A 19,568-nucleotide genomic window follows, 5' to 3' on the forward strand; every position below is an offset into this window, starting at 1 on the left:
ATTTGAATCAAATCCAATGAAAAAATATATCTTTTTAGTCCTTTTAACCTGCTCGTTTAGTGCTTTTTCACAAGAAAAAATTCAAAATGACGACCTAACTGGTTTAAGAGCAATTGGCTCGCCAGCGAACCCAAAAGTAAAAATGGCTTGGAATCATTACAACGATTACGCCATGATTACTAAGTTTTGTCAGGATTTAGCCAAAGCATATCCAGATTTAGTAAAAGTAGAATCGATGGGTAAGTCTTATCAAGGCAGAGACATGTGGGTACTAACGATTAGTGATACTAAAACTGGCAATGTAAGTCGTAAACCGGGTTTTTATATTGATGGCAATATTCACTCGAATGAAATTCAAGGTACCGAAGTGGCGATGTACACGGCTTGGTATTTAGTTGAAAATTTTGCGAATGTAGCATTTATCAAACAGCTATTACAAGACAAAGTATTCTATATTACGCCGACTATTAATCCTGATGCCCGTGAGGATTTCTTGAAAAATCCTAATAATGCTAATTCACCTCGTTCGGGGATGATGGCGATGGATGATGATGGCGACGGACAAGCCGATGAGGATAAATATGATGATTTAGACGGCGACGGAAACATTGTAATGATGAGAAGACGTTCTGCTACTGGTCGTTGGAAAGTAGACCCAGAAAATCCGCAAAGAATGGTTCCTGTAAAAGCAGATGAAAAAGGCGAATATGAAATGCTAGGTTATGAAGGCATTGATAATGATGGAGATGGTTTAATTAACGAAGATGTATTGGGATATTATGACCCTAACCGCGACTGGGCTTGGAACTGGCAGCCTGATTATGTTCAACGTGGGGCATTGTTCTATCCAGGTACTTTACCAGAAACGCAAAGTATCAAAAACTTCATCATGAATCATCCAAACATTGCAGGAGCACAGAGCTATCATAACAACGGAGGAATGTTTTTACGTGGACCGGGTGCTGAAGAAGATGCCCCATTTTATACTACTCAGGATGCATCAGTGTATGATTATTTCGGGAAAATTGGCGAAAAGATGAATCCAGGCTATAAATACTTTGTGATTTATAAAGATTTATACACGGTTTATGGTGGCGAGATTGATTGGGTTGCTTTAGGAAGAGGTATTTTTACGTTTTCAACAGAGTTGATGACTTCTTATAAATTGTTCAATAAAGTAGGTGAGGAAGGACGTTTTCAAAATAATGAATTTGAAGAATTTAGTCGCCTAATGCTATTTGGGGATGCTTATGTAGCATGGAAACCTTTTAAACATCCGCAGTATGGAGATATTGAAATTGGAGGTTCAAAGAAAAACTATGTGAGGGCACATCCAGGTTTCTTATTGGAAGAAGATGCTCATAGAAATATGGCATTTACCATTTTACATGCTTCGCAAATGCCTAAACTGGATGTATTAGAAATCAAGCAAAAAGTATTGGCTGGTGGTTTAACTGAAGTAACGGCAATTATTGTCAACGAGAAAGTAATTCCAACGCATTCAGCACACGATATAAAGTATAAAATTGAACGTCCTGATTTTATTACGTTAAAAGATGCAACTGTTGTGGCTGGAATGATTGTTGAAAATGAAGATACAAACCTTACAAAAGAACAGCTAAATAATCCACAGACGATATCGGTTCCGAGTATTCCGGGAATGGGTACTGTAAAAGTACGTTGGATTGTTAAAGGTAAAAGTAATAAATTTACGGTTGAAATCGATAGTAAGAAAGGTGGACTTGTGTCTAAGACCTTATAAAATGATTACCTAAAATGGAAAAAATTAGATCTACAACCGTTCTGGCGGTGGTGCATAATGGCGAAGTAGCAATTGGTGCAGACGGACAAGCGACAATGGGAAATACCGTTGCCAAAAATCATGTGCGCAAAATCAGAAAAATGTTGGATGGAAAAATTGTAACAGGTTTTGCAGGTTCAACGGCAGATGCTTTTACATTACTAGAGCGTTTTGAAGAAAAGCTAAATGCTTATGGGGGTAATATGAAGCGTGCTAGCATAGAATTAGCCAAAGATTGGCGTACTGACCGCTATTTGCGCAAACTAGAAGCCATGATGATTGTTGCCAATAAAGAAGAAACCTTGATTATTTCAGGAACTGGCGATGTATTAGAACCTGAGAATGGGATTGCTGCCATTGGTTCTGGTAGTAATTACGCACTATCGGCTGCTTTGGCAATGCGTAAACATGCGGCTCATTTAAGTGCGGAGGAAATCGTTCGTGAAGGCTTAACCATCGCAGCAGATATTTGTATCTATACAAATCATAATTTTATTATTGAGAAGCCAGTTTAGGCTTTTGGCTGTAAGCAATAGGCTTTAAGCCTTTTTTTTAATCTGTGAAAATCTGCGTATAAATCTCCTAAATCTGCGGGTAAAATAACGTTTTTAACCCGCAGATTTTCGCTGATTGGATACGCTGATTTACGCTGATTCATTTTTCGCCGATATCCGACATCCGAAAGCCTATTGCCTACAGCATATAAAACAGCTTAAAAAAATCAATTAACCTGTATCTTGAAACTATTTTTTTATTAATCTTGTATTCCAATAGAGTAAGTATTTAAAAACTTTAAATTGAATAAAACTATGTCATTAAGATTAGGAGATATTGCACCCGACTTTACAGCGGAAACAACTCAAGGAACAATTAATTTTCATGAATGGATTGGTGACTCATGGGCTTTACTTTTTAGCCACCCTGCTGACTTTACACCAGTTTGTACAACTGAATTAGGAAAAACGGCTTTATTGAAAGGTGAATTCGAGAAAAAAGGAGTTAAAGTAATAGCAGTTTCAGTAGATGATTTAGCCTCACATAATAAATGGATACCAGATATTGAAGAAGTAAATGGTGTGAAAGTGAATTTCCCAATCATTGCTGATTCAGACCGTAACGTTGCTACGTTGTATGATATGATTCACCCAAATGCTTCTGAAAAAGCGACAGTTCGTTCGGTATTTATCATTGGACCAGATAAAAAAATCAAGTTGACATTGACATACCCTGCTTCTACAGGGCGTAATTTCCAAGAATTGTTAAGAGTAATCGACTCGCTACAATTAACGGCTAATTACCAAGTAGCTACTCCAGCAGACTGGAAAGATGGTGAAGATGTTATCATTACACCAGCAGTGAAAACTGAAGATGCAGCGGCAAAATTCCCTAAAGGGTTTACGATTATTAAACCTTATTTGAGAACAACGCCTCAGCCAAACAAATAATCGTTCGATGATTTTGTAAATCATTACATAGAAAAGGCAAGAAGATGAAATATCTTTCTTGCCTTTTTGTATTTTTGTAATATGAATTCTTTAAAACTACTCAAAAAGCGCTTCCGATTACTCCCTCGATTTGTCAGGATTGTACTTATTTCTATCCTATTGCTCTTTTTGTCTTTTGTTATCTATATCAATCTTCGCCCTAATCCTAACGAATGGACGAAAGTCTCTAAATTAGGCATTACAATACCTTTACGCTACAAAATTCATGGCATCGATGTATCACATCATAATGGCGTGGTGAATTGGAAGGAAGTAAAGAAAATGAAATTCTCGGATGAGAATTTAAAACTTGGTTTCTGTTTTCTAAAAGCTACGGAAGGAATGAGCCATGCCGACCGTCAATTTGAAAGAAACTGGGAACAAGTAAAAAAGAGTGGTTTAAAAAGAGGAGCTTATCATTTTTTTATTACTTGGCGTGAGCCCGTTGGTCAGGCGAAAAATTTTATTAATTCAGTAGATTTGGAGGAGGGAGATTTAGCGCCTGTGTTGGATATTGAACAAAATTCTTTGAAGCCCGACAAGCAAATTATCAGCGAAATTCAGACTTGGTTAGATATTGTAGAAAATCATTATCACAAAAAACCAATTATTTATACCAACCCCAACTTTTACAAGAAGTTTATCAAAGGCAATTTTGATGATTATCCGCTTTGGATTGCTGATTATTCAAGGGAAACATTAAAAGGATATAATTCAAATCTATGGTTTTGGCAACACAATCAGCGTGGTTGGTGCGAGGGCGTAAAAGGTACGGTTGACTTTAACGTGTTTCTGGGCAATCGAGAAGATTTAGAAGCCTTGTGTTTATGATAGTTTATTTATGATACTGATTTTAGGATTGAGATTATCAGTGGGAAACAGAATCATATCCGATCCCGTAGTGGTAGCCACAATAATCCCATAAATCCTAATTCAGACAAATTTAAGGTTATTAGATAGTTCTTACCTCATGGCATTATTTACAGGCTGACTATCTACAAACTGCTCAAATTTTATAATCTTTCCTTCTTTCAGTTTCCAGATATGAGCAACCCTCGTTTCAAAATATTTACCTGTTATTTTGTATGTACCAGTATAGGTACCGTAGGCTACTACTTTATCATCACTAGCAACATAGTCTTCGGGAGTGAACTTATAATTTATCCATTCGCCTCCTAATCGGCTAAAAACATTCTTAGTAACACTTTCTAAACCGATATAAGTGCCAGCATAAGGAAATCCCTTGGCTTCTGTCCAAGATATATCTTCAGCTACGTATTTGGCTAAATTTTTTCCGTTTTCTTCTGACGTTTTTCCTTCGTAAGTGCTTTTAATAATCTCAAGATTTGTCATTTCCTTCTTTTTTAAAGAGCAACTTGACAATGCCAGAAACATTGCCAAGTTGAATGTGATTAATTTTACCATTTCATTTCTCCAGTGTTCACTTTTGCTCCTATTTGCAAAGCAGTGTCAAAAGTAAGAGTTGGATATTTTGCTTTGATGGCTTTAATTAAATCTTCCGAAGTTTTGTTTGTTTTCAAAGCCTCTTCATAAAACTGGATATAACTTTTGGTGTGTTTTACTGCTGAAATATCAAATGGGGAATTAGCATTTGCATGTGCAGGAATCACGATTGTTGGTTTTAAAGCTTCAATTTTATCTAAAACATTTATCCAGTTTTTGCGAGCGTCTGTTGTTTGGGCATCTGCCATCCAAAGATTAAAAGTCGTTCCAAAAACATTGATACCTCCTACAACTGCCTTAATGGACGGAATCCAGACGAAAGTTTTTGAAGGAAATTCTTCTAAACCTACAATTTCTAATTTTTGACCCTCCAGTTCAATACTATTTCCTTTTAAAACTTGCGGTAAAACAACATTTGATGTAATGGCTTTGCCTAATCTTCCGCCCCAAATGTCTAATTTTTTCTGTGCTGTAGCCTTGATAGATTCAACGGTTGCTGGCGAAGCATAAGCAGTAACATCAGGAAAATGTTTTTTGAAAACTTCCAAGCCAAAATAAAAATCAGGGTCGGTGTGCGAAACATAAATAGTCGTCAGTTTTTTACCTGATTTTTTGATTTCCTGTGCTACCTTTTCGGCATCTGCTAAGGTAAATTGTGCATCAATTAATACGGCATCCGTTTTTCCTGATACAATTACTGATGCTACCCCAAAACTGTTTTCTGAGGCATTATAAACCTCAAGTTTAAAATTGCTTGTTTCAATCGTTTTGAAACTTTGTGCTTGTCCGTCCATTTTGAATAAAATTAAGATTGTTAATAATATTGTTGAAATAAGGTTTTTCATCTTTGCTGTTGTTTTAAATTGATAATGCAAAGATGGGAGCAAGCAAGGCACAAAAACTTTAAAGTAGTTTAATAAAGGAGGGAGACAAGCTATTTTTTTAAAGAAATTTTCTTTCGGATATTGCTCAAAAAGACATTAGTAATGCCCAAATAGGCAGCAATTTGCAGATTAGAAAGGCGTTGGATAAGTTGTGGGTATTTTTCAGAAAATTCCAGATAACGTATTTCAGCAGTTTTGCTCAGATTATCTATCATCCTTCTTTGAAGGGCAACATGCGTTTTTTGAGTCATTACCCTAAATAATTTTTCTATTTTGGGTAAATTCACATAAGCAAATTCTTTATCTTTTTTTGAAATTAGCAATACTTCGCTATCTTCGATAGCTTCTATAAAAAGTTGTGATGGTTTATCATTCGTAAAACTATCAATATCGGTAATCCACCAATTCTCAAAGGCGAAATAGAGTATTTGTTCAACTCCGTCTTGGTCAATATGATATACGCGAAAAAGCCCTTTGACAACGAAGCCCTCAAACTTGCAAACTTCGTCTTTCCTCAATAAAAAACTTTTTTTCTTAATGCTTTTGTATTGAAACAAATTGCAGAATTCTTCCATTTCATCATCTTCAAGAGAGATATGTTTGGATATATTTTGTTCGAGGAGATTTTTCATCTTGAGAGTCTATTATGATGCTGTATAAATTTGTTGCAACTTAAAAACTATCAAGAATAGTCTTCGCATAATTTTTGGCTTGGTTCAAATGGGCGAATTCTTTCATTTGTTGATGATTACCAATGACCTGCTTGGTTGCCAGAAGTGTTTCAAGCTTTACTAAAAGGTCGTCTTCAATAGCTTCGTCAATAATTAAACCCAATTGTTTTTCAGCAGTAATTTTGCCCATTAAGCCGTAGTTATAAGTAATTAAAGGCTTCTGAGCACTAGCAGCTCTTACCATAATGGCACTCATGCCAATATGTTTTTGGTAGAGAGCCAATACATAATCTGCTACTTCAAAGAAAGATTGAATATTTTCATCAGCCACAAAATCGTTATGAGTCACGACTTGTACTGTTTTCTTTTGGGCTAGTTTTGCAAGCTTTTCTTCAAAAACCAATTTCTCATTCATATCCCAAGGACCAACAACCAATAAACAAACGTTTTTGGCTTTTTCATTTGAAAGTTGGGTAAGGGTATCCATTACCTTAGTGATGCCTTTTCTATCATCTAAATGACCAAAAATCAACAATACGGTTTTCTCAGGAGAGATTCCTAATTCATTTTTTAAGGTAATGGCAGGTTGGGTACTTGGATAAATCTGGACGGGGTCTGGTAAAAACTTTACATTATACGTTTGCCAATTGTTTTGAATAAACTCAACAGCAAAAGGGTCTAAACAAAATAACGTATTTAAAAATTTACGATGAGTAACAGCTCTTAATAGTAAATATTTACGCCAATAATTAATTTTTTCTTTGATAGAATAAGCAGGATAATTAACCAATGTTGGGCGAAAGAATATCCCTGAAATAGGACAAGGAGGAGTTGGTTCTGTAAAACAAGCTAGCTGAAAATGGTCAAAATACATCATAAAGATGGATTTAGCTTGTAGTACTTTAGCGTACTCACAACAAATAGCCCATTCCAATTTTGCTCGTTTGATAACATTACTTTTAGCCTCTTGCCAATTTTGAAAAGTCTGTTCCGAGGTACTCATCCATTTGATATTATCGGATGTAGTATTTTGAATGATTGTAGGGTGTTTTTCAAAAAAATCTGGATTCACCAAAACCGCTAACTGAAAATCATATTGCTCGGTCAAAAAATGTAAAAGCAAATGATATAAATAGCCTGGATGATGCCCGCTTGCATCAGGTTCAAAGATTAAAACAGTTTTTTGAAAACTCATGAGTTAATAAGTAAGTATTACAAAATGCTTTTGTAAACATTCAGTGTTTGTGTAGCAGTTTTTTCTGCCGAAAAGTTTTGTTGACGAATAAACCCCTTTTGAACTAGACTTTTCCTAAGAGATTCATTCTCAATAATTGCTGTGATTTTATCGGCAATATCTTCTTTATCGCTAGGATTGAAGTATAAAGCGGCATCTTGAGCCACTTCAGGAAAGCATGAAGTATTGCTTAACACTACTGGACAACCACAAGCAAAAGCTTCAAGAATTGGTATCCCAAAACCTTCGTATAAAGAGGGATACACGAAAGCTATGGCATTTTGATACAAGTAAAATAAGGTATCGTCGCTCTGAAAGTGAAAATGCTTTACTTGTGTTTGTAAATTTAAGCTATCAATTAATTCATGTTCTGCTTTGTTAAAATCACCTCCGCCTGCACAAAGTAACTGTACGTCTGGATGTTGATGTAATACAGAAGCAATAGACGTTACAAAGCCAGTAAAATTTTTATAATCGTTGCGTGCACCTACGTAAAGCAAGTATTTCTCAGGTGTTTTTACTTGAAAACCAACTGGTAATTGATGGTTTCTGAAAGAAGAGGAATGGTAAATTACTTCAATTTTTTCGGGTTTTATTTGGTAAAACTCTAGTAAATCAGCTTTAGTATTTTCAGAAATAGCGATGATTTTTGCGGCCTTATTCAGTAATTCTTGTTTCTGTGCATGACTAGCATTATCGATATGATTCAAATTAAAACGCTCTTTAATACAGTCGTGGTAGGTAAGCACAAAAGGCTTCTTCTTGAGATGATTTAAGTAATAATTATGAAAGAAGGTAGGATGAAAAACGTCAAATTTACCTTTTTGTAGTTGAACAATACTATTCAAACGGTTTGTTCTCGACACGAGCATATTGGTTGGCATAAAACCAAAAATATGCCTAAATTCATTTGGACGACGAACAGAACTATTTTTTAAATATTCATTGTTTGAAAAAGGCAAAGATAGTTTTACACCAACACCCATGTCCACTAGCGACTCCATCAAATCATGAAAATAGCGCGCCACCCCTCCATATCTTTGTCCCGTAAATGCCTGATGATCGTATAGTATTTTCATATTTATTTAGTGATTGAGTGAGCAGTCCGCCGCAGTTGTGATTGAGTGAGTTTTAGGTTGTGATTTGAGTAAGATTACTTATCAAATCACAACCTATTCAATCTTTTAATAACTTAAATCAAAGTTAACACTCATCCTAATCAATGCTCAACTCTTAAATCTTATAGCTCAAAACTATTTGTTAAAAGCTATCTACTTTTCTCAAATCTCATAGCTCAGTGCTCAAAGCTGTTAGCTCAAGGCTCAAAGCTTACTCATTAAAGCCTCAATTTCATCGGCTTCAATCGGAATATTTGCCATTAAATCAATGTTGCCATCTTCTGTAATCAGGATGTTGTTTTCTAAACGAATTCCTAATCCTTCTTCACGAATATAAATACCAGGCTCTATTGTAAAGACCATTCCAGCTTCAAAACGACGATATTTGTTCCACACATCATGAACATCAAGTCCTAAATGGTGTGAAACACCGTGCATGAAATACTTTTTGAATAATGGTGATTCTGGATTTTGTTTTTCTACCTCTTCGCGCGTAAATAAGCCTAAGCCTATTAGTTCTTCTTCAATAAACTTCTCAACAGCTTGCTGATATTCATCCCATAAATTGCCTACTACTAAAATAGATTTTGCATATTTGAATGCACGCAACACCGCATCATACACTTGACGCTGACGAGGCGTAAATTTACCATTTACAGGAATCGTTCTTGTTAAGTCTGCATTATAATTTCCGTACTCAGCCGCTACATCCAATAAAATAACATCACCATCAAGACATGGGCGACTGTTTTCAATATAATGTAATACACAAGCATTAGCCCCCGAAGCAATAATAGGCTGATAAGCAAAACCTTTGGAACGATTTCTCACAAATTCGTGCAATAGTTCAGCTTCGATTTCATATTCAGTAACATTGGGCTTTACAAAATTAAGGAGTCTTCTGAATCCTAATTCTGTAATACGCATGGCTTCGCTCAACTGTTCAATTTCAATGGGATTTTTAATGACCCTTAATTGGTGCATTAGCGGAGCAAGTCGTTCAAATTTATGCAAAGGGAAATGCTCTTTAGCCCAAAGGATAAATTTTGCATCACGTGTTTGTACTACTGAATGGTTACGAATATGTTCGTTTGAATTCAGATAGAGGTGTTCAGCTTCAAAAACTAAGGTTGTTAACACAGCATCAAATTGGCTCATCCAATAAATGCTTTTTATGCCCGAAACCTCTTGTGCATGCTCTTTGGTATATTTATAACCTTCCCAGATGGCAATCAATTCAGAAGTTTCTCTCAAGAATAATATTTCTTTATGAGCAGGATTTGGGCTATCTGGAAATAATAAAAGGATAGATTCTTCTTGGTCGATACCTGAAAGATAGAATAAATCAGAATTTTGTTGAAATCCCATCGTTCCGTCTGCATTGGTAGGCATTGGGTCGTTGGAATTTAAAATAGCAATAGATTTAGGTTTTAAAAGTTGCGCTAAGCGTTGACGATTTTCAATGAAAAGCGAGTTGTTGATGGGTAAGTATTTCATATAAAAAGAGTGTTATTTCTGACACAGGTAAATGATTTCATCTTTAGGTAAAGCAAAACGTTTGATTTGGTCTGGTGGCATATTAACCCCAAATTTATCCTCTGTTACCTTCCAGCCACCTTGTTCCAAACGTTTGTTATAATCTCTGCCATAAATTCTGAAGTGGTCATCTTGTTTAAACAGGCGTTCACGTTCTTTAGGGTCAGTAATCGTTTTGTCTTCGAAGGTAGTGGCTAAGCTCCAATCTTGGGGAGATTGCATAATAGCCCAACCCGTAGGTTTTAATACTCTTCTCATCTCTCGCATACATTGAATATCATCATTCACGTGTTCAAGGACATGATTACAGAATACTACATCAAAAGTGTTGTCTTCAAATGGAATATGGTGTAAATCCATTTTCACTTTTGCCAAAGGTGATTCAATATCAGCAGTGATATAGTCCAGATTTTTCATTTTCTCGAAACGATCAATGAAACAATACTCTGGGGCAACATGTAATACCTTTAATTTATCAGTAAAGAAATTAGTCTTTTGCTGTAAATACATATACATCAAACGGTGGCGTTCTAAAGCCAGACAGTTCGGGCATAAAGCGTTGTCTCTGGGTTCTAAACGCCCATAAGGTACAAATTTTGAGAATTTTGATCTACAAACTGGACAGGTTACTCTAGTGCCTCTTAAAAAGATAGCGTAGATTTTCATCACTAAGTGAGAAACTAATTGCAGGTATTTACGTGGAATGTTTCTGAGTGTCCAGCTAATAATTGATTTCATAATTAATCTTAAAACGGTTTATAACGCTCGTTTTGAATGAATATATGTGATAAAATAAAAAAAGGAATGATTATTCACACAAAGGTAAAAAATCATTCCCAATTTCTAATTAACAAAAGCTAAGAAGCATTGAATACTATATTTCTCTAATCCAAATATTGCGGAAACTTACTAAGTTACCGTGGTCTTGTAAAGAAATAGGGCCTTTTTCATGAACAGGATTAGTAGGCTGTCCGATATAATTTGTAGCTCCTTGAATTTTTGTATGGTTTTGTACAATTACCCCGTTGTGAATAACCGTTACATAAGCAGGCGTTTCGATACCACCATTAGCTGTAAAGCGAGGAGCAGTATAGATAATGTCATAGACATTCCAATCACCCATTTTAGAAGTAGCATTAACTAGCGGAGGAGTTTGTTTGTAAATAGAACCTGCTTGACCATTTCTGTAAGTACGGTTTTGGTACGAGTTCAACACCTGTACTTCATAAATACCATTCAGAAAAACCCCGCTGTTTCCTTTTTGTTGACCTTTCAAGGTTTCAGGTTCGATAGGTGAACGCCATTCGATGTGTAATTGGCAATCTCCAAAGTGTTTTTTTGTTGAAATACCACCCAAACCTTTTGCTACAGTCAAGATACCATCTTTTACATCCCATTTTGCCGCTGAACCGTCTTTCGCTGATTCCCAACTATCTAAATTTTTTCCATCAAATAAAACTATCGCATCAGATGGAACAGATCCGGGCGTAACTACTCTTACTTCTGGATCCCAGAACTCGGTAGCTTCTGGTTTATCTGGATTTTTTTGAGTAAAACGGAAATCTTGTGCATTGGCAGAATTCATTGAATAAGCAGCCAAACTAAGGCTTAAACCCAAAATAAATTTCTTGTTGATCGTCATTGAATTATAGTTTATGTTTATTTTAATTTTAATTTGCGTAAAATAAGGTATTCTGGCTATGCTAGCATAAATTTTGAGTAAGTTTTATTCAATAATGCAATATTCAAGAATATCTTGCGAATTAATACTTTATTTATGAAAATTACTCAAAGAAATTGGATAAAATTAGCTTTTCTGTGTGGATTTGTGCTTATTATCGATGTAGCCAATGCAGAAAAAGCTAAACAAACAGGACTAGACTTGAATGTTATCTTAAAAGATAAGAAAATTCAACTTGTTAAAACCCAATTGCTTAAAGGCTGGACAATGCGTGCTAATGGAAGTAATTTCTATATTGAAAGAAATAATGATATTTTTTTGCCGCAAACTGCCCTGAAAAGTATTGATACCAGAGCTAGCGTTGTGACAAAAACTGTAGGCAAGAAAAAAGTGTTGATGATGAAAACAAAGGCTTATTTTATGATGACTGTTGAAAAGAAACTTCCTTCCGACAAAGTGGCCATTCTAAGAAATAGCACAAAGGGAGTATATCAGACAGATAATTATACAATAATTTTGTGGCAAGAACATGGCTTTACATATTCTAAACATACAATTCCTGATAACTTAAAAGATGAATTTCAAACGATTGAAACCCTATTAGGGAGCAATTGGCAATGATTTTCTATTAAAAAAAATACCCAACCCAATATGAAACCTGATATTCCTAAAAAAGCACCCGGTCAAAGATTAGTTAGAAGAATGCCATTGCGCACTAAATATATTTGGTGTACCATACTGGGGTTACTTCTTTTTGGCTTTGGTATTTCTGTGGTAGGTACTGCTTCAACCATCAGAGCAGAACCTAACGTTGTTTTTTTTAGATGGTTTATTTGGGGGCTGTATGGCTTAATCATTACAAGTATAGGATTGGTCTTCCTAGGACAAGCTATCCGTTTCAGAGTCTTAATGGATATGAACAAGCGTTTTAGTCGCCAAGAGAAAGAGATGACGAAACAAATTAAGAAGTTAAATCATCTAGGAGAAGTATTGCGCGGTAAAGAAGATAAAAAAGCTAAAAACAATAAAGAAGATAAAAAGGAGTAAAAAAAGAAAACCCCGTCAGGTTTGACGAGGTTTAGATCTCTTAGAAGAAATTGTACAAATTACTTCGCAGCCTTCGCAGCAAACTCAGCTTTGATTGCCTCAATATCTACCAATTTAATTTCGGGAGTTTGAGTCAAATGCTTAATCGCATTGATTTTGTTAGTGGCTATAGCCTTGTTTCTTCTGTCTTTTCTTTTTAGTCTTGTAACAGCCATTGCGAACAGAGTTTTAAATTGAGGTGCAAAATTAGGAAGAATATATTTTTTAAACAAACATATAGGCAATTAATATGCTGAAAGCGGTGAGCTTTAAGCTATGAGCCGTAAGCTTAAAGCAAAAAAATCTAGTATCTAGCGTCCTAAAGTCATCCAGTCCTCCAATCCAAGAAGAAATAAAACCCACGAAGTTTCCAAATACTTCGTGGGTTTTGTAATTTTGCCATTCAGGATAATCCTGTTAATTTTCACGTTCTTGGGTTTAATAACCCAATTTTTATGCTATGAAACCAAGTTTAGTAAAAGGTACGCGAGATTTTGGACCAGAGAAAATGGTTCGACGTAATTATATTTTTGATACTATTAAAGCCGTTTTTCAACAATTTGGTTTTCAGCCTATCGAAACGCCCGCTATGGAAAATCTTTCTTCATTAATGGGAAAGTATGGTGAGGAAGGGGATCAATTATTATTTAAAATATTAAATTCAGGAAATTTTTCTGAAAAAATTACACAAAAAGAATTAGATGAAGGCGCTAAGAAATTAACGTTAAAGATTTCTGAAAAAGGCCTAAAGTATGATTTAACAGTTCCTTTTGCACGTTTTGTAGTGATGAATCGTAATGAATTGGCAATGCCATTCAAACGTTATCAAATTCAACCCGTTTGGCGAGGTGACCGTCCGCAAAGAGGTCGCTACCGTGAATTTTATCAGTGCGATGCCGATGTTGTAGGGACTGATTCCTTGGTTTGTGAAGCCGAAATCGTTTTAATGATTCATCAGGTATTCAAAAGTTTAGGTGTTAATTTTTCACTAAAGATTAACAATCGTAAAGTACTTACTGGTCTTTCAGAAGCTATTGGTGCAGCAGGGCAAGAAGGAGCTTTAGCTGTAGCCATTGATAAATTAGATAAAATAGGCAAAGAAAAAGTTTTAGAAGAATTAGCCGAAAAAGGTTTTAGTGAAGATACTTTAGCCAAACTAGACCCAGTTTTTGAAATATCGGGGACAAATCAAGAGAAATTTGTCAAGCTTTCAGAACTACTCCAAGATTCTGAAACAGGTAAAAAAGGAATAGAAGAATTACGTGCAGTCTGGGATTTGTTAAAATCTTTCGGGCAATCGGAAGAAAATATTGAACTAGATATTACCCTTGCCCGTGGACTATCGTATTATACAGGAGCAATTTTTGAAGTAAAAGCATTGGATGTACAAATGGGTTCTATCTCTGGTGGAGGTCGCTATGATAACCTAACAGGAACTTTTGGTGTAGATGGTCTATCAGGCGTTGGTATTTCTTTTGGGGTAGATAGAATCTATGATGTGTTAGAAGAATTGAATTTATTCCCTGACAATAATTCAGTCACTACTAAATTATTATTATGCCATTTTGGAGTAAATGAATTGTATTATGCTTTACCATTGTTGCAAAAAGCCCGTTTGGCAGGCATCAATGCGGAGGTTTATCCAGATGTTAGTAAAATTAAAAAGCAGCTAGATTATGCCGATAAAAAGCGAATCTCTTATGTCTGTATCATCGGTTCAGATGAGATGGAAACAGGGAAATTGACGCTAAAAAATATGATTACAGGTGAGCAAGAGAAACTCACTTTTGAAGAGATAATCACCAAATTACAGTAAGCTTTAAAACGGCATTGATGAATCTAATATTTGTCAATGCCGTTTTTCGTTTAGTTCTACTATCATTTATTCCTTAATATTTTTACTTTTGGAATTATTAAACCAAATCATACAAAAACACTCTACTATGAAAAAAATATTTGTAAGCCTTGTTCTTACATTCCTCTTTTTTAGTTCTTTTGCCCAAAACTCATCTGGCGAATTAGACCCCATTCAGAAATTTATTGAAGTTAATGTTCAAATTCCTTTTCAGGCAAGGTTAGCTGATACACAAGGAATCGTGGCTGTTCGTATTACAATGGGTAGCGATAATTTGCCTAAAAAATATGAAATAGTTCAGAATCTAACCGATGATTGTGATGCCGAAGCCTTACGTGTGATAAAGCTGATTCATCCTAAATATCTTTTGGATAGATTAGGAGTGAAGAAGGTTATGATTCTGCAAGTACCTTTTATCAATGAATACCCTCTTTTATTTGAAAAAGGATACTTTATTGAGTATTTTGACAGAGCAAAAAAGCCATACTGGGGTAATGAGCCAGCCTTTGCAAGAAGATACTTGGTTGATACGCTCTCAGGGATAATCATAGGAAAGGCTGAATGTTTTAAGTTTGAGGGTAAAAATCTAACACTTGTTGATGTTGCTCCGCTTAAAATAGACAGCACAGAAAGATATTCGCCAGAACTGTTTGAGAAAGCTACTGACACACTGAAGATTTACAAAAGGAATGTCTTAAGTAATTTGAGTTTTCCAACAATCAATCAGGCTATTTATCAAAATGGAAGGATATCATACAGAACTTTTAATGAAAGAAGTTATGCTTATTATGTCAATGGAAGTATTGCTACTTATAGTAAAAAAGTTGAGGAAGAAAACAATAAGGTGACAGAAACGATGAAATGGTTCGCTAATGGGCTATTGGCTTCTATGAGTATTAGAACAGAGAATGAAAAAGGGCTTACTGAGCGTTTTATAGCTGTTTGGGATACGCTAGGAAATCAGTTAGTGAAAAATGGAATAGGCAATTGTCAATTTTATGAAAAAGACGGGAATGATTTGTTTATTCATGCTGGATTAATCCAAGATGGATTCAAAGAAGGGAAGTGGATAGGTAATAGGAGAGGGGAAGTAGTTTATGAAGAGAATTATGAAAAAGGGAAATGTATCAAAGGTTTTTCATTTGCCAACGGACAAACATTTGAGTATGCAGACCCTCAAATAAATGCTGAATTTATCGGAGGTATTCCTAGTTTTGCAAAACATATTCAAAAGAATTTAAAGTATCCAGCACCAGCCCAAAGAGCGAATGTACAAGGCAAAGTGTATGTACAATTTACGGTTTGTACTGACGGTACATTATGTGACTACAATGTGTTAAAAAGCGTTGGTTTTGGTTGTGATGAAGAGGCTATCAGAGTTATTCAGCTTTCAAGCGGTAAGTGGGCACCGGGAAAATTAAGGGGAAAAATCATCAAAACTAAGTTTGTTTTACCCATTAATTATTTGATTGCCAATTGATTGTGTTTTGATATTAATGATAGATAGGCATTGGTAAATTTAAGCTATATCAATGCCATTTTTTCTTTTGTTAGCCTAGTATTTTATAAGAATATTACTATTTTTGAGAAATTGTTCAAATAACTCAATAGAAACACCCCCAAATGAAAAAAATACTAACAAGTATTGTTCTAACTCTACTAAGCCTCAGCACATTTGCTCAAACCCCTTCACTGGAAATCGATCCAATCGTTGAATTTATTAGGGAAACTACTCAAGTGCCTTTTATGGCTAAAGTTACCAATACTAAAGGAACTGTAGCTATTGCAGTTACTATTGGTGAAAATAATTTACCAGAGAAGTATGAAATACTACAAACTTTAACCAATGAATGTAACCAAGAAGCCCTTAGGGTCGTAAAATTAATCAACCCTAAATATCTTATAGATAGGCTGGCAGGCAAAAAGCGAATAGTGTTAGAAGTACCTTTCTTGAAGACTTTCAACGTATTTTATGGTAAAGGTTATCAAATGGAGTATTTTGATAAAAACCTGAAAATACATTTTGGAAATGAGCCAATGTATGCAAGAAGGTATTTGGTAGATACGCTTTCAGGTAAGATTATTGGAAATGTAGAGTATTTTCTAATTAAAGATAATGTCCCATCATTAATTGAAATTTCTAAGCTACAAATTGATAGTTCACAGCAATATTCATCAGATTTTTTGAGGCATAGCTGTGATTCGACAAAAATCTACCACCTAACTTCATTAAGTAAGTTTAATTTTCCTAAACTTAGCCAATCTTTTTATGGTAATGGCATAGCCGTTTACAATGATATTAACAATGAACTATATCAATACTATTCAAATGGAAGAATTTTAACCTTTAGTAAAACGATACATCAAGATAAGAATCGTATCATTAAATGGTACGCTAATGGGCTTATGGCTTCGATTATAGAAATTAGTCCAAATTCAAATCAACAAAATTCCGAGTCAGCAGATCGTTACACAGCAGTTTGGGATTCATTAGGCAACAAAACTGTAAAAAATGGAGAAGGGTTTTGTGAGTATTGTCAATCTGTAGATAATGACTATTTATTTGAATCAGGTTTAGTGACATCAGGTGTAAAAGAAGGAATTTGGAAAGGAAAAAATTCAAAAGGAGAAATATTATATGAAGAAAAATATGCAAAAGGGGTATGTATAAATGGAACTGCTCATAACAATGGACAGACAATCGCATATTCAATGCCCGAAGAACAAGCCAGTTTTGAAGGAGGGATGCAAGGATTTGCAAAACACTTGCAAAGAAACTTACGATATCCTAGTAGTGCCCAGAGAGCCAATGCTTCAGGAAAAGTATATGTACAGTTTACTGTTTGTACTGATGGTACCTTGTGTGACTTTAGTGTAATAAAAGGCATTGGGTTTGGCTGTGATGAAGAATCTGTAAGAGTATTAGAATTATCAAGTGGAAAATGGAAACCAGCAAGACAAAGAGGAAAACCTGTAAGAAGTAAGTTTACAGTACCAATTAGTTATGTTTTAAGTAGATAATTTATCTTCGTTAAAGTAATTCTCTCAACTTTTTAATAGAAGCTGTTTAAACTTTCCGTTTCTGAGGTGAAAGTATTGTATTTTAGAATTGATTTTTTCAAAATTTGGGAAGCATAGCATTGCTACGTTGAGTAAATTTTGGAACAAGCTATGCTAAAAGGCTTAGTTTAACCCGAAAGGGAAAGTTTAAACAGCTTCATATACTAAATACAATTTAACATGAATACTATACTTAAAAGTATTATTCTTAGCCTCTTCTTTTTTAACACATTTTCTCAAAGTTCTTCTGAGGAAATAGACCCAATTCAAAAATTTATTGAAGCTACGGTACAAATTCCTTTTATGGCAGAAGTGGATAACGTGCAAGGGCAGATTGAGGTACTTATTTCTATGGGAGATAATAATCTTCCAGTAAAATATGAAATAGTGAAAGGGTTAAGACCTGACTGTGACGCTGAGGCACTTAGAGTAGCTAAATTAATTAATGTTAGCAATTTGCAGACAAAATTAAAAGATGGGAAAAAGATATATGTGTCAGTTCCTTTCTTTACAACTGAAAAAGTTATATACGAAGATGGTACCGTTTTTATGTTTTTTGATAGCGAAAAGAAGAGAGTCTTTGATGACAGAATCTCCACATATGCAGGAAGCTATTTTGTAGATTCACTGACGGGTATTATTAATAGTGGAATAACATATCACTTATTTCAAGACACAAAAGCAAAGTATGTAGATTTTGCTGCTATTAGAGTAGATACTACCGAAAGAAATACTCTTTCAATTTGTGAAAATGAAGCTGATGATATGAAAGTTTACACAAAGAGTGCTTTAAATAATAGCAATTTTCCGCTTTTATTTATTTCATGGTTTGAGAATGGCCAATTAAGAGATAGAGAAGTCAATAATAAAAAATATTATTATTATCCAAATGGAAGAATTTATAAACTTATAGAAAAAGATATAACTAAGTCCATTGAAAAGGAAATTACATTTACAAAAGAGTTTGAATGGCATGCCAATGGACAGCTTTTTTCTGTTATAGAAAGAAATGTTTCAAAAGAATTAAATGAGGAAAAGTATATTTCAGTTTGGGACACCCTTGGTAATCAAGTAGTGAAAAATGGTAATGGTACTTGTTCTTTATATTTGTACAAGCTCAAAGATGCTATTAAAGAACATGGAACCATAAAAGATGGGCAGAAAGAAGGGCAATGGGTTGGAAAAACGATAGAAAACAAGACAGCTTACATTGAGTATTATGAAAAAAATAATCTTGTAAAAGGAACTGCCTATACAGAGGTAGATTCAGTAGTTTATGAAACTATTGAAGAAATGGCAGAATTTAAAGGTGGATTAAAAAGTTTTGCCAATTTTCTTCAAAGAAATCTAAGCTATCCTAAACAAGCTAGAAAAGAGAACATTGAAGGAAAAGTGTATGTTCAATTTATAGTATGTACTGATGGTACACTGTGTGATTATAAAGTTGTAAAGGGTATAGGGGGCGGTTGTGATGAAGAATCCGTAAGAGTATTACAGAAGTCAAGTGGGAAGTGGATGGCAGGAAAGCAACGAGGAAAAGCTGTACGTTCAAAGTTTACTATACCAATTAGTTATGGCTTCCCTTTAGTAATATAATTATTTGATTATCAATACATTATAAATAAAATAACCCCGAAAAAGTGTCAATATTGGCAATTTTCAGGGTTTTTCTGTATTTTGTTTCTGCTAAAAAA

Annotated in this window: 20 protein-coding genes; 10 read left to right on the forward strand and 10 right to left on the reverse strand. The window is 34.8% G+C overall.

Translation table 11 applies throughout. The features are described 5' to 3' along the window. Positions 1 to 16 precede the first annotated feature (16 nt). A complete protein-coding gene (locus VB264_RS08235; RefSeq protein WP_323248369.1) occupies positions 17 to 1,762 on the forward strand; it encodes a M14 family metallopeptidase in 1,746 nt (581 codons plus the stop codon). 14 nt (positions 1,763 to 1,776) lie between these two features. After that, complete coding sequence (gene hslV, locus VB264_RS08240; protein ID WP_323248371.1) at positions 1,777 to 2,316, forward strand: ATP-dependent protease subunit HslV; 540 nt, start codon at positions 1,777 to 1,779, stop codon at positions 2,314 to 2,316. Here the strand turns inward: hslV and VB264_RS08245 are convergent. Continuing rightward, positions 2,313 to 2,459 (reverse strand): hypothetical protein, encoded by a 147-nt coding sequence (locus tag VB264_RS08245; RefSeq protein ID WP_323248373.1) that lies wholly within the window; start codon positions 2,457 to 2,459, stop codon positions 2,313 to 2,315. The genes hslV and VB264_RS08245 overlap by 4 nt on opposite strands. Positions 2,460 to 2,610: 151 nt before the next feature. On the opposite strand from VB264_RS08245, the gene VB264_RS08250 reads away from it, so the two are divergent. Both VB264_RS08250 and VB264_RS08255 read left to right on the forward strand, forming a co-directional pair. After that, the gene (locus VB264_RS08250) at positions 2,611 to 3,246 is read left to right on the forward strand and encodes a peroxiredoxin (RefSeq protein ID WP_323248375.1); all 636 of its coding nucleotides are present in this window, start codon (positions 2,611 to 2,613) and stop codon (positions 3,244 to 3,246) included. 168 nt (positions 3,247 to 3,414) lie between these two features. Next, positions 3,415 to 4,116, forward strand: a complete 702-nt coding sequence (locus tag VB264_RS08255) for a glycoside hydrolase family 25 protein (RefSeq protein ID WP_323248376.1) — start codon at positions 3,415 to 3,417, stop codon at positions 4,114 to 4,116. Between the two features lie 132 nt (positions 4,117 to 4,248). Here the strand turns inward: VB264_RS08255 and VB264_RS08260 are convergent, their stop codons facing one another. The 8 genes from VB264_RS08260 to VB264_RS08295 form a co-directional block, all read right to left on the reverse strand. Beyond that, on the reverse strand, positions 4,249 to 4,638 hold the full coding sequence (locus VB264_RS08260) for a nuclear transport factor 2 family protein (protein WP_323248377.1): 390 nt from the start codon (positions 4,636 to 4,638) through the stop codon (positions 4,249 to 4,251). Between the two features lie 65 nt (positions 4,639 to 4,703). Then, complete coding sequence (locus tag VB264_RS08265; RefSeq protein ID WP_323248379.1) at positions 4,704 to 5,594, reverse strand: MBL fold metallo-hydrolase; 891 nt, start codon at positions 5,592 to 5,594, stop codon at positions 4,704 to 4,706. A gap of 89 nt (positions 5,595 to 5,683) precedes the next feature. Continuing rightward, positions 5,684 to 6,265, reverse strand: coding sequence for a Crp/Fnr family transcriptional regulator (locus VB264_RS08270; RefSeq protein WP_309918594.1), 582 nt, complete (start codon positions 6,263 to 6,265; stop codon positions 5,684 to 5,686). Between the two features lie 40 nt (positions 6,266 to 6,305). Next, positions 6,306 to 7,499: a glycosyltransferase gene (locus VB264_RS08275; protein WP_323248380.1), complete on the reverse strand. Its 1,194-nt coding sequence runs from the start codon at positions 7,497 to 7,499 to the stop codon at positions 6,306 to 6,308. Between the two features lie 17 nt (positions 7,500 to 7,516). Beyond that, positions 7,517 to 8,617 (reverse strand): glycosyltransferase family 4 protein, encoded by a 1,101-nt coding sequence (locus VB264_RS08280; protein WP_323248382.1) that lies wholly within the window; start codon positions 8,615 to 8,617, stop codon positions 7,517 to 7,519. 243 nt (positions 8,618 to 8,860) lie between these two features. Beyond that, on the reverse strand, positions 8,861 to 10,153 hold the full coding sequence (locus VB264_RS08285) for an aminopeptidase P family protein (RefSeq protein WP_323248384.1): 1,293 nt from the start codon (positions 10,151 to 10,153) through the stop codon (positions 8,861 to 8,863). A gap of 12 nt (positions 10,154 to 10,165) precedes the next feature. After that, positions 10,166 to 10,930 carry a class I SAM-dependent methyltransferase gene (locus VB264_RS08290; RefSeq protein WP_323248386.1) on the reverse strand — a complete coding sequence of 255 codons (765 nt, stop codon included), beginning with the start codon at positions 10,928 to 10,930 and terminating at the stop codon, positions 10,166 to 10,168. Between the two features lie 136 nt (positions 10,931 to 11,066). Further along, entirely contained in the window at positions 11,067 to 11,834 is a 768-nt protein-coding gene (locus VB264_RS08295) for a 3-keto-disaccharide hydrolase (protein WP_323248387.1), read from the reverse strand. A 135-nt stretch (positions 11,835 to 11,969) separates the two neighbouring features. Here VB264_RS08295 and VB264_RS08300 point away from each other — a divergent pair, with 135 nt between their 5' ends. Together VB264_RS08300 and VB264_RS08305 are read left to right on the forward strand one after the other, a co-directional pair. After that, positions 11,970 to 12,494, forward strand: a complete 525-nt coding sequence (locus tag VB264_RS08300) for a hypothetical protein (RefSeq protein ID WP_323248388.1) — start codon at positions 11,970 to 11,972, stop codon at positions 12,492 to 12,494. Between the two features lie 30 nt (positions 12,495 to 12,524). Then, a complete protein-coding gene (locus VB264_RS08305; protein ID WP_323248389.1) occupies positions 12,525 to 12,920 on the forward strand; it encodes a hypothetical protein in 396 nt (131 codons plus the stop codon). A 59-nt stretch (positions 12,921 to 12,979) separates the two neighbouring features. On the opposite strand, the gene VB264_RS08310 is transcribed toward VB264_RS08305, so the two are convergent. After that, a complete protein-coding gene (locus tag VB264_RS08310) occupies positions 12,980 to 13,135 on the reverse strand; it encodes a hypothetical protein (RefSeq protein WP_309918619.1) in 156 nt (51 codons plus the stop codon). A 284-nt stretch (positions 13,136 to 13,419) separates the two neighbouring features. Between VB264_RS08310 and hisS the strand changes: the two genes are divergently transcribed. The 4 genes from hisS (at position 13,420) to VB264_RS08330 (ending at position 19,470) form a co-directional block, all read left to right on the forward strand. Beyond that, positions 13,420 to 14,775 (forward strand): histidine--tRNA ligase, encoded by a 1,356-nt coding sequence (gene hisS / locus VB264_RS08315; protein WP_323248392.1) that lies wholly within the window; start codon positions 13,420 to 13,422, stop codon positions 14,773 to 14,775. A 127-nt stretch (positions 14,776 to 14,902) separates the two neighbouring features. Further along, positions 14,903 to 16,294, forward strand: coding sequence for an energy transducer TonB (locus VB264_RS08320; RefSeq protein WP_323248394.1), 1,392 nt, complete (start codon positions 14,903 to 14,905; stop codon positions 16,292 to 16,294). Positions 16,295 to 16,437: 143 nt separating this feature from the next. Beyond that, on the forward strand, positions 16,438 to 17,835 hold the full coding sequence (locus tag VB264_RS08325) for an energy transducer TonB (protein ID WP_323248397.1): 1,398 nt from the start codon (positions 16,438 to 16,440) through the stop codon (positions 17,833 to 17,835). A gap of 219 nt (positions 17,836 to 18,054) precedes the next feature. Continuing rightward, complete coding sequence (locus tag VB264_RS08330) at positions 18,055 to 19,470, forward strand: energy transducer TonB (RefSeq protein WP_323248398.1); 1,416 nt, start codon at positions 18,055 to 18,057, stop codon at positions 19,468 to 19,470. Positions 19,471 to 19,568 lie beyond the last annotated feature (98 nt).

Source organism: Arcicella aquatica (genome assembly GCF_034928825.1).
Lineage (GTDB): Bacteria > Bacteroidota > Bacteroidia > Cytophagales > Spirosomataceae > Arcicella > Arcicella aquatica.

Excerpts from the sequence above, each read along its gene's own strand:
- VB264_RS08235 (WP_323248369.1), top strand. The coding sequence starts at position 17 with ATGAAAAAATATATCTTTTTAGTCCTTTTAACCTGCTCGTTTAGTGCT.
- hslV (WP_323248371.1), top strand. The coding sequence starts at position 1,777 with ATGGAAAAAATTAGATCTACAACCGTTCTGGCGGTGGTGCATAATGGC.
- VB264_RS08245 (WP_323248373.1), bottom strand. The coding sequence starts at position 2,459 with ATGAATCAGCGTAAATCAGCGTATCCAATCAGCGAAAATCTGCGGGTT.
- VB264_RS08250 (WP_323248375.1), top strand. The coding sequence starts at position 2,611 with ATGTCATTAAGATTAGGAGATATTGCACCCGACTTTACAGCGGAAACA.
- VB264_RS08260 (WP_323248377.1), bottom strand. The coding sequence starts at position 4,638 with ATGACAAATCTTGAGATTATTAAAAGCACTTACGAAGGAAAAACGTCA.
- VB264_RS08265 (WP_323248379.1), bottom strand. The coding sequence starts at position 5,594 with ATGAAAAACCTTATTTCAACAATATTATTAACAATCTTAATTTTATTC.
- VB264_RS08270 (WP_309918594.1), bottom strand. The coding sequence starts at position 6,265 with ATGAAAAATCTCCTCGAACAAAATATATCCAAACATATCTCTCTTGAA.
- VB264_RS08275 (WP_323248380.1), bottom strand. The coding sequence starts at position 7,499 with ATGAGTTTTCAAAAAACTGTTTTAATCTTTGAACCTGATGCAAGCGGG.
- VB264_RS08280 (WP_323248382.1), bottom strand. The coding sequence starts at position 8,617 with ATGAAAATACTATACGATCATCAGGCATTTACGGGACAAAGATATGGA.
- VB264_RS08285 (WP_323248384.1), bottom strand. The coding sequence starts at position 10,153 with ATGAAATACTTACCCATCAACAACTCGCTTTTCATTGAAAATCGTCAA.
- VB264_RS08290 (WP_323248386.1), bottom strand. The coding sequence starts at position 10,930 with ATGAAATCAATTATTAGCTGGACACTCAGAAACATTCCACGTAAATAC.
- VB264_RS08295 (WP_323248387.1), bottom strand. The coding sequence starts at position 11,834 with ATGACGATCAACAAGAAATTTATTTTGGGTTTAAGCCTTAGTTTGGCT.
- VB264_RS08300 (WP_323248388.1), top strand. The coding sequence starts at position 11,970 with ATGAAAATTACTCAAAGAAATTGGATAAAATTAGCTTTTCTGTGTGGA.
- VB264_RS08305 (WP_323248389.1), top strand. The coding sequence starts at position 12,525 with ATGAAACCTGATATTCCTAAAAAAGCACCCGGTCAAAGATTAGTTAGA.
- VB264_RS08310 (WP_309918619.1), bottom strand. The coding sequence starts at position 13,135 with ATGGCTGTTACAAGACTAAAAAGAAAAGACAGAAGAAACAAGGCTATA.
- hisS (WP_323248392.1), top strand. The coding sequence starts at position 13,420 with ATGAAACCAAGTTTAGTAAAAGGTACGCGAGATTTTGGACCAGAGAAA.
- VB264_RS08320 (WP_323248394.1), top strand. The coding sequence starts at position 14,903 with ATGAAAAAAATATTTGTAAGCCTTGTTCTTACATTCCTCTTTTTTAGT.
- VB264_RS08325 (WP_323248397.1), top strand. The coding sequence starts at position 16,438 with ATGAAAAAAATACTAACAAGTATTGTTCTAACTCTACTAAGCCTCAGC.
- VB264_RS08330 (WP_323248398.1), top strand. The coding sequence starts at position 18,055 with ATGAATACTATACTTAAAAGTATTATTCTTAGCCTCTTCTTTTTTAAC.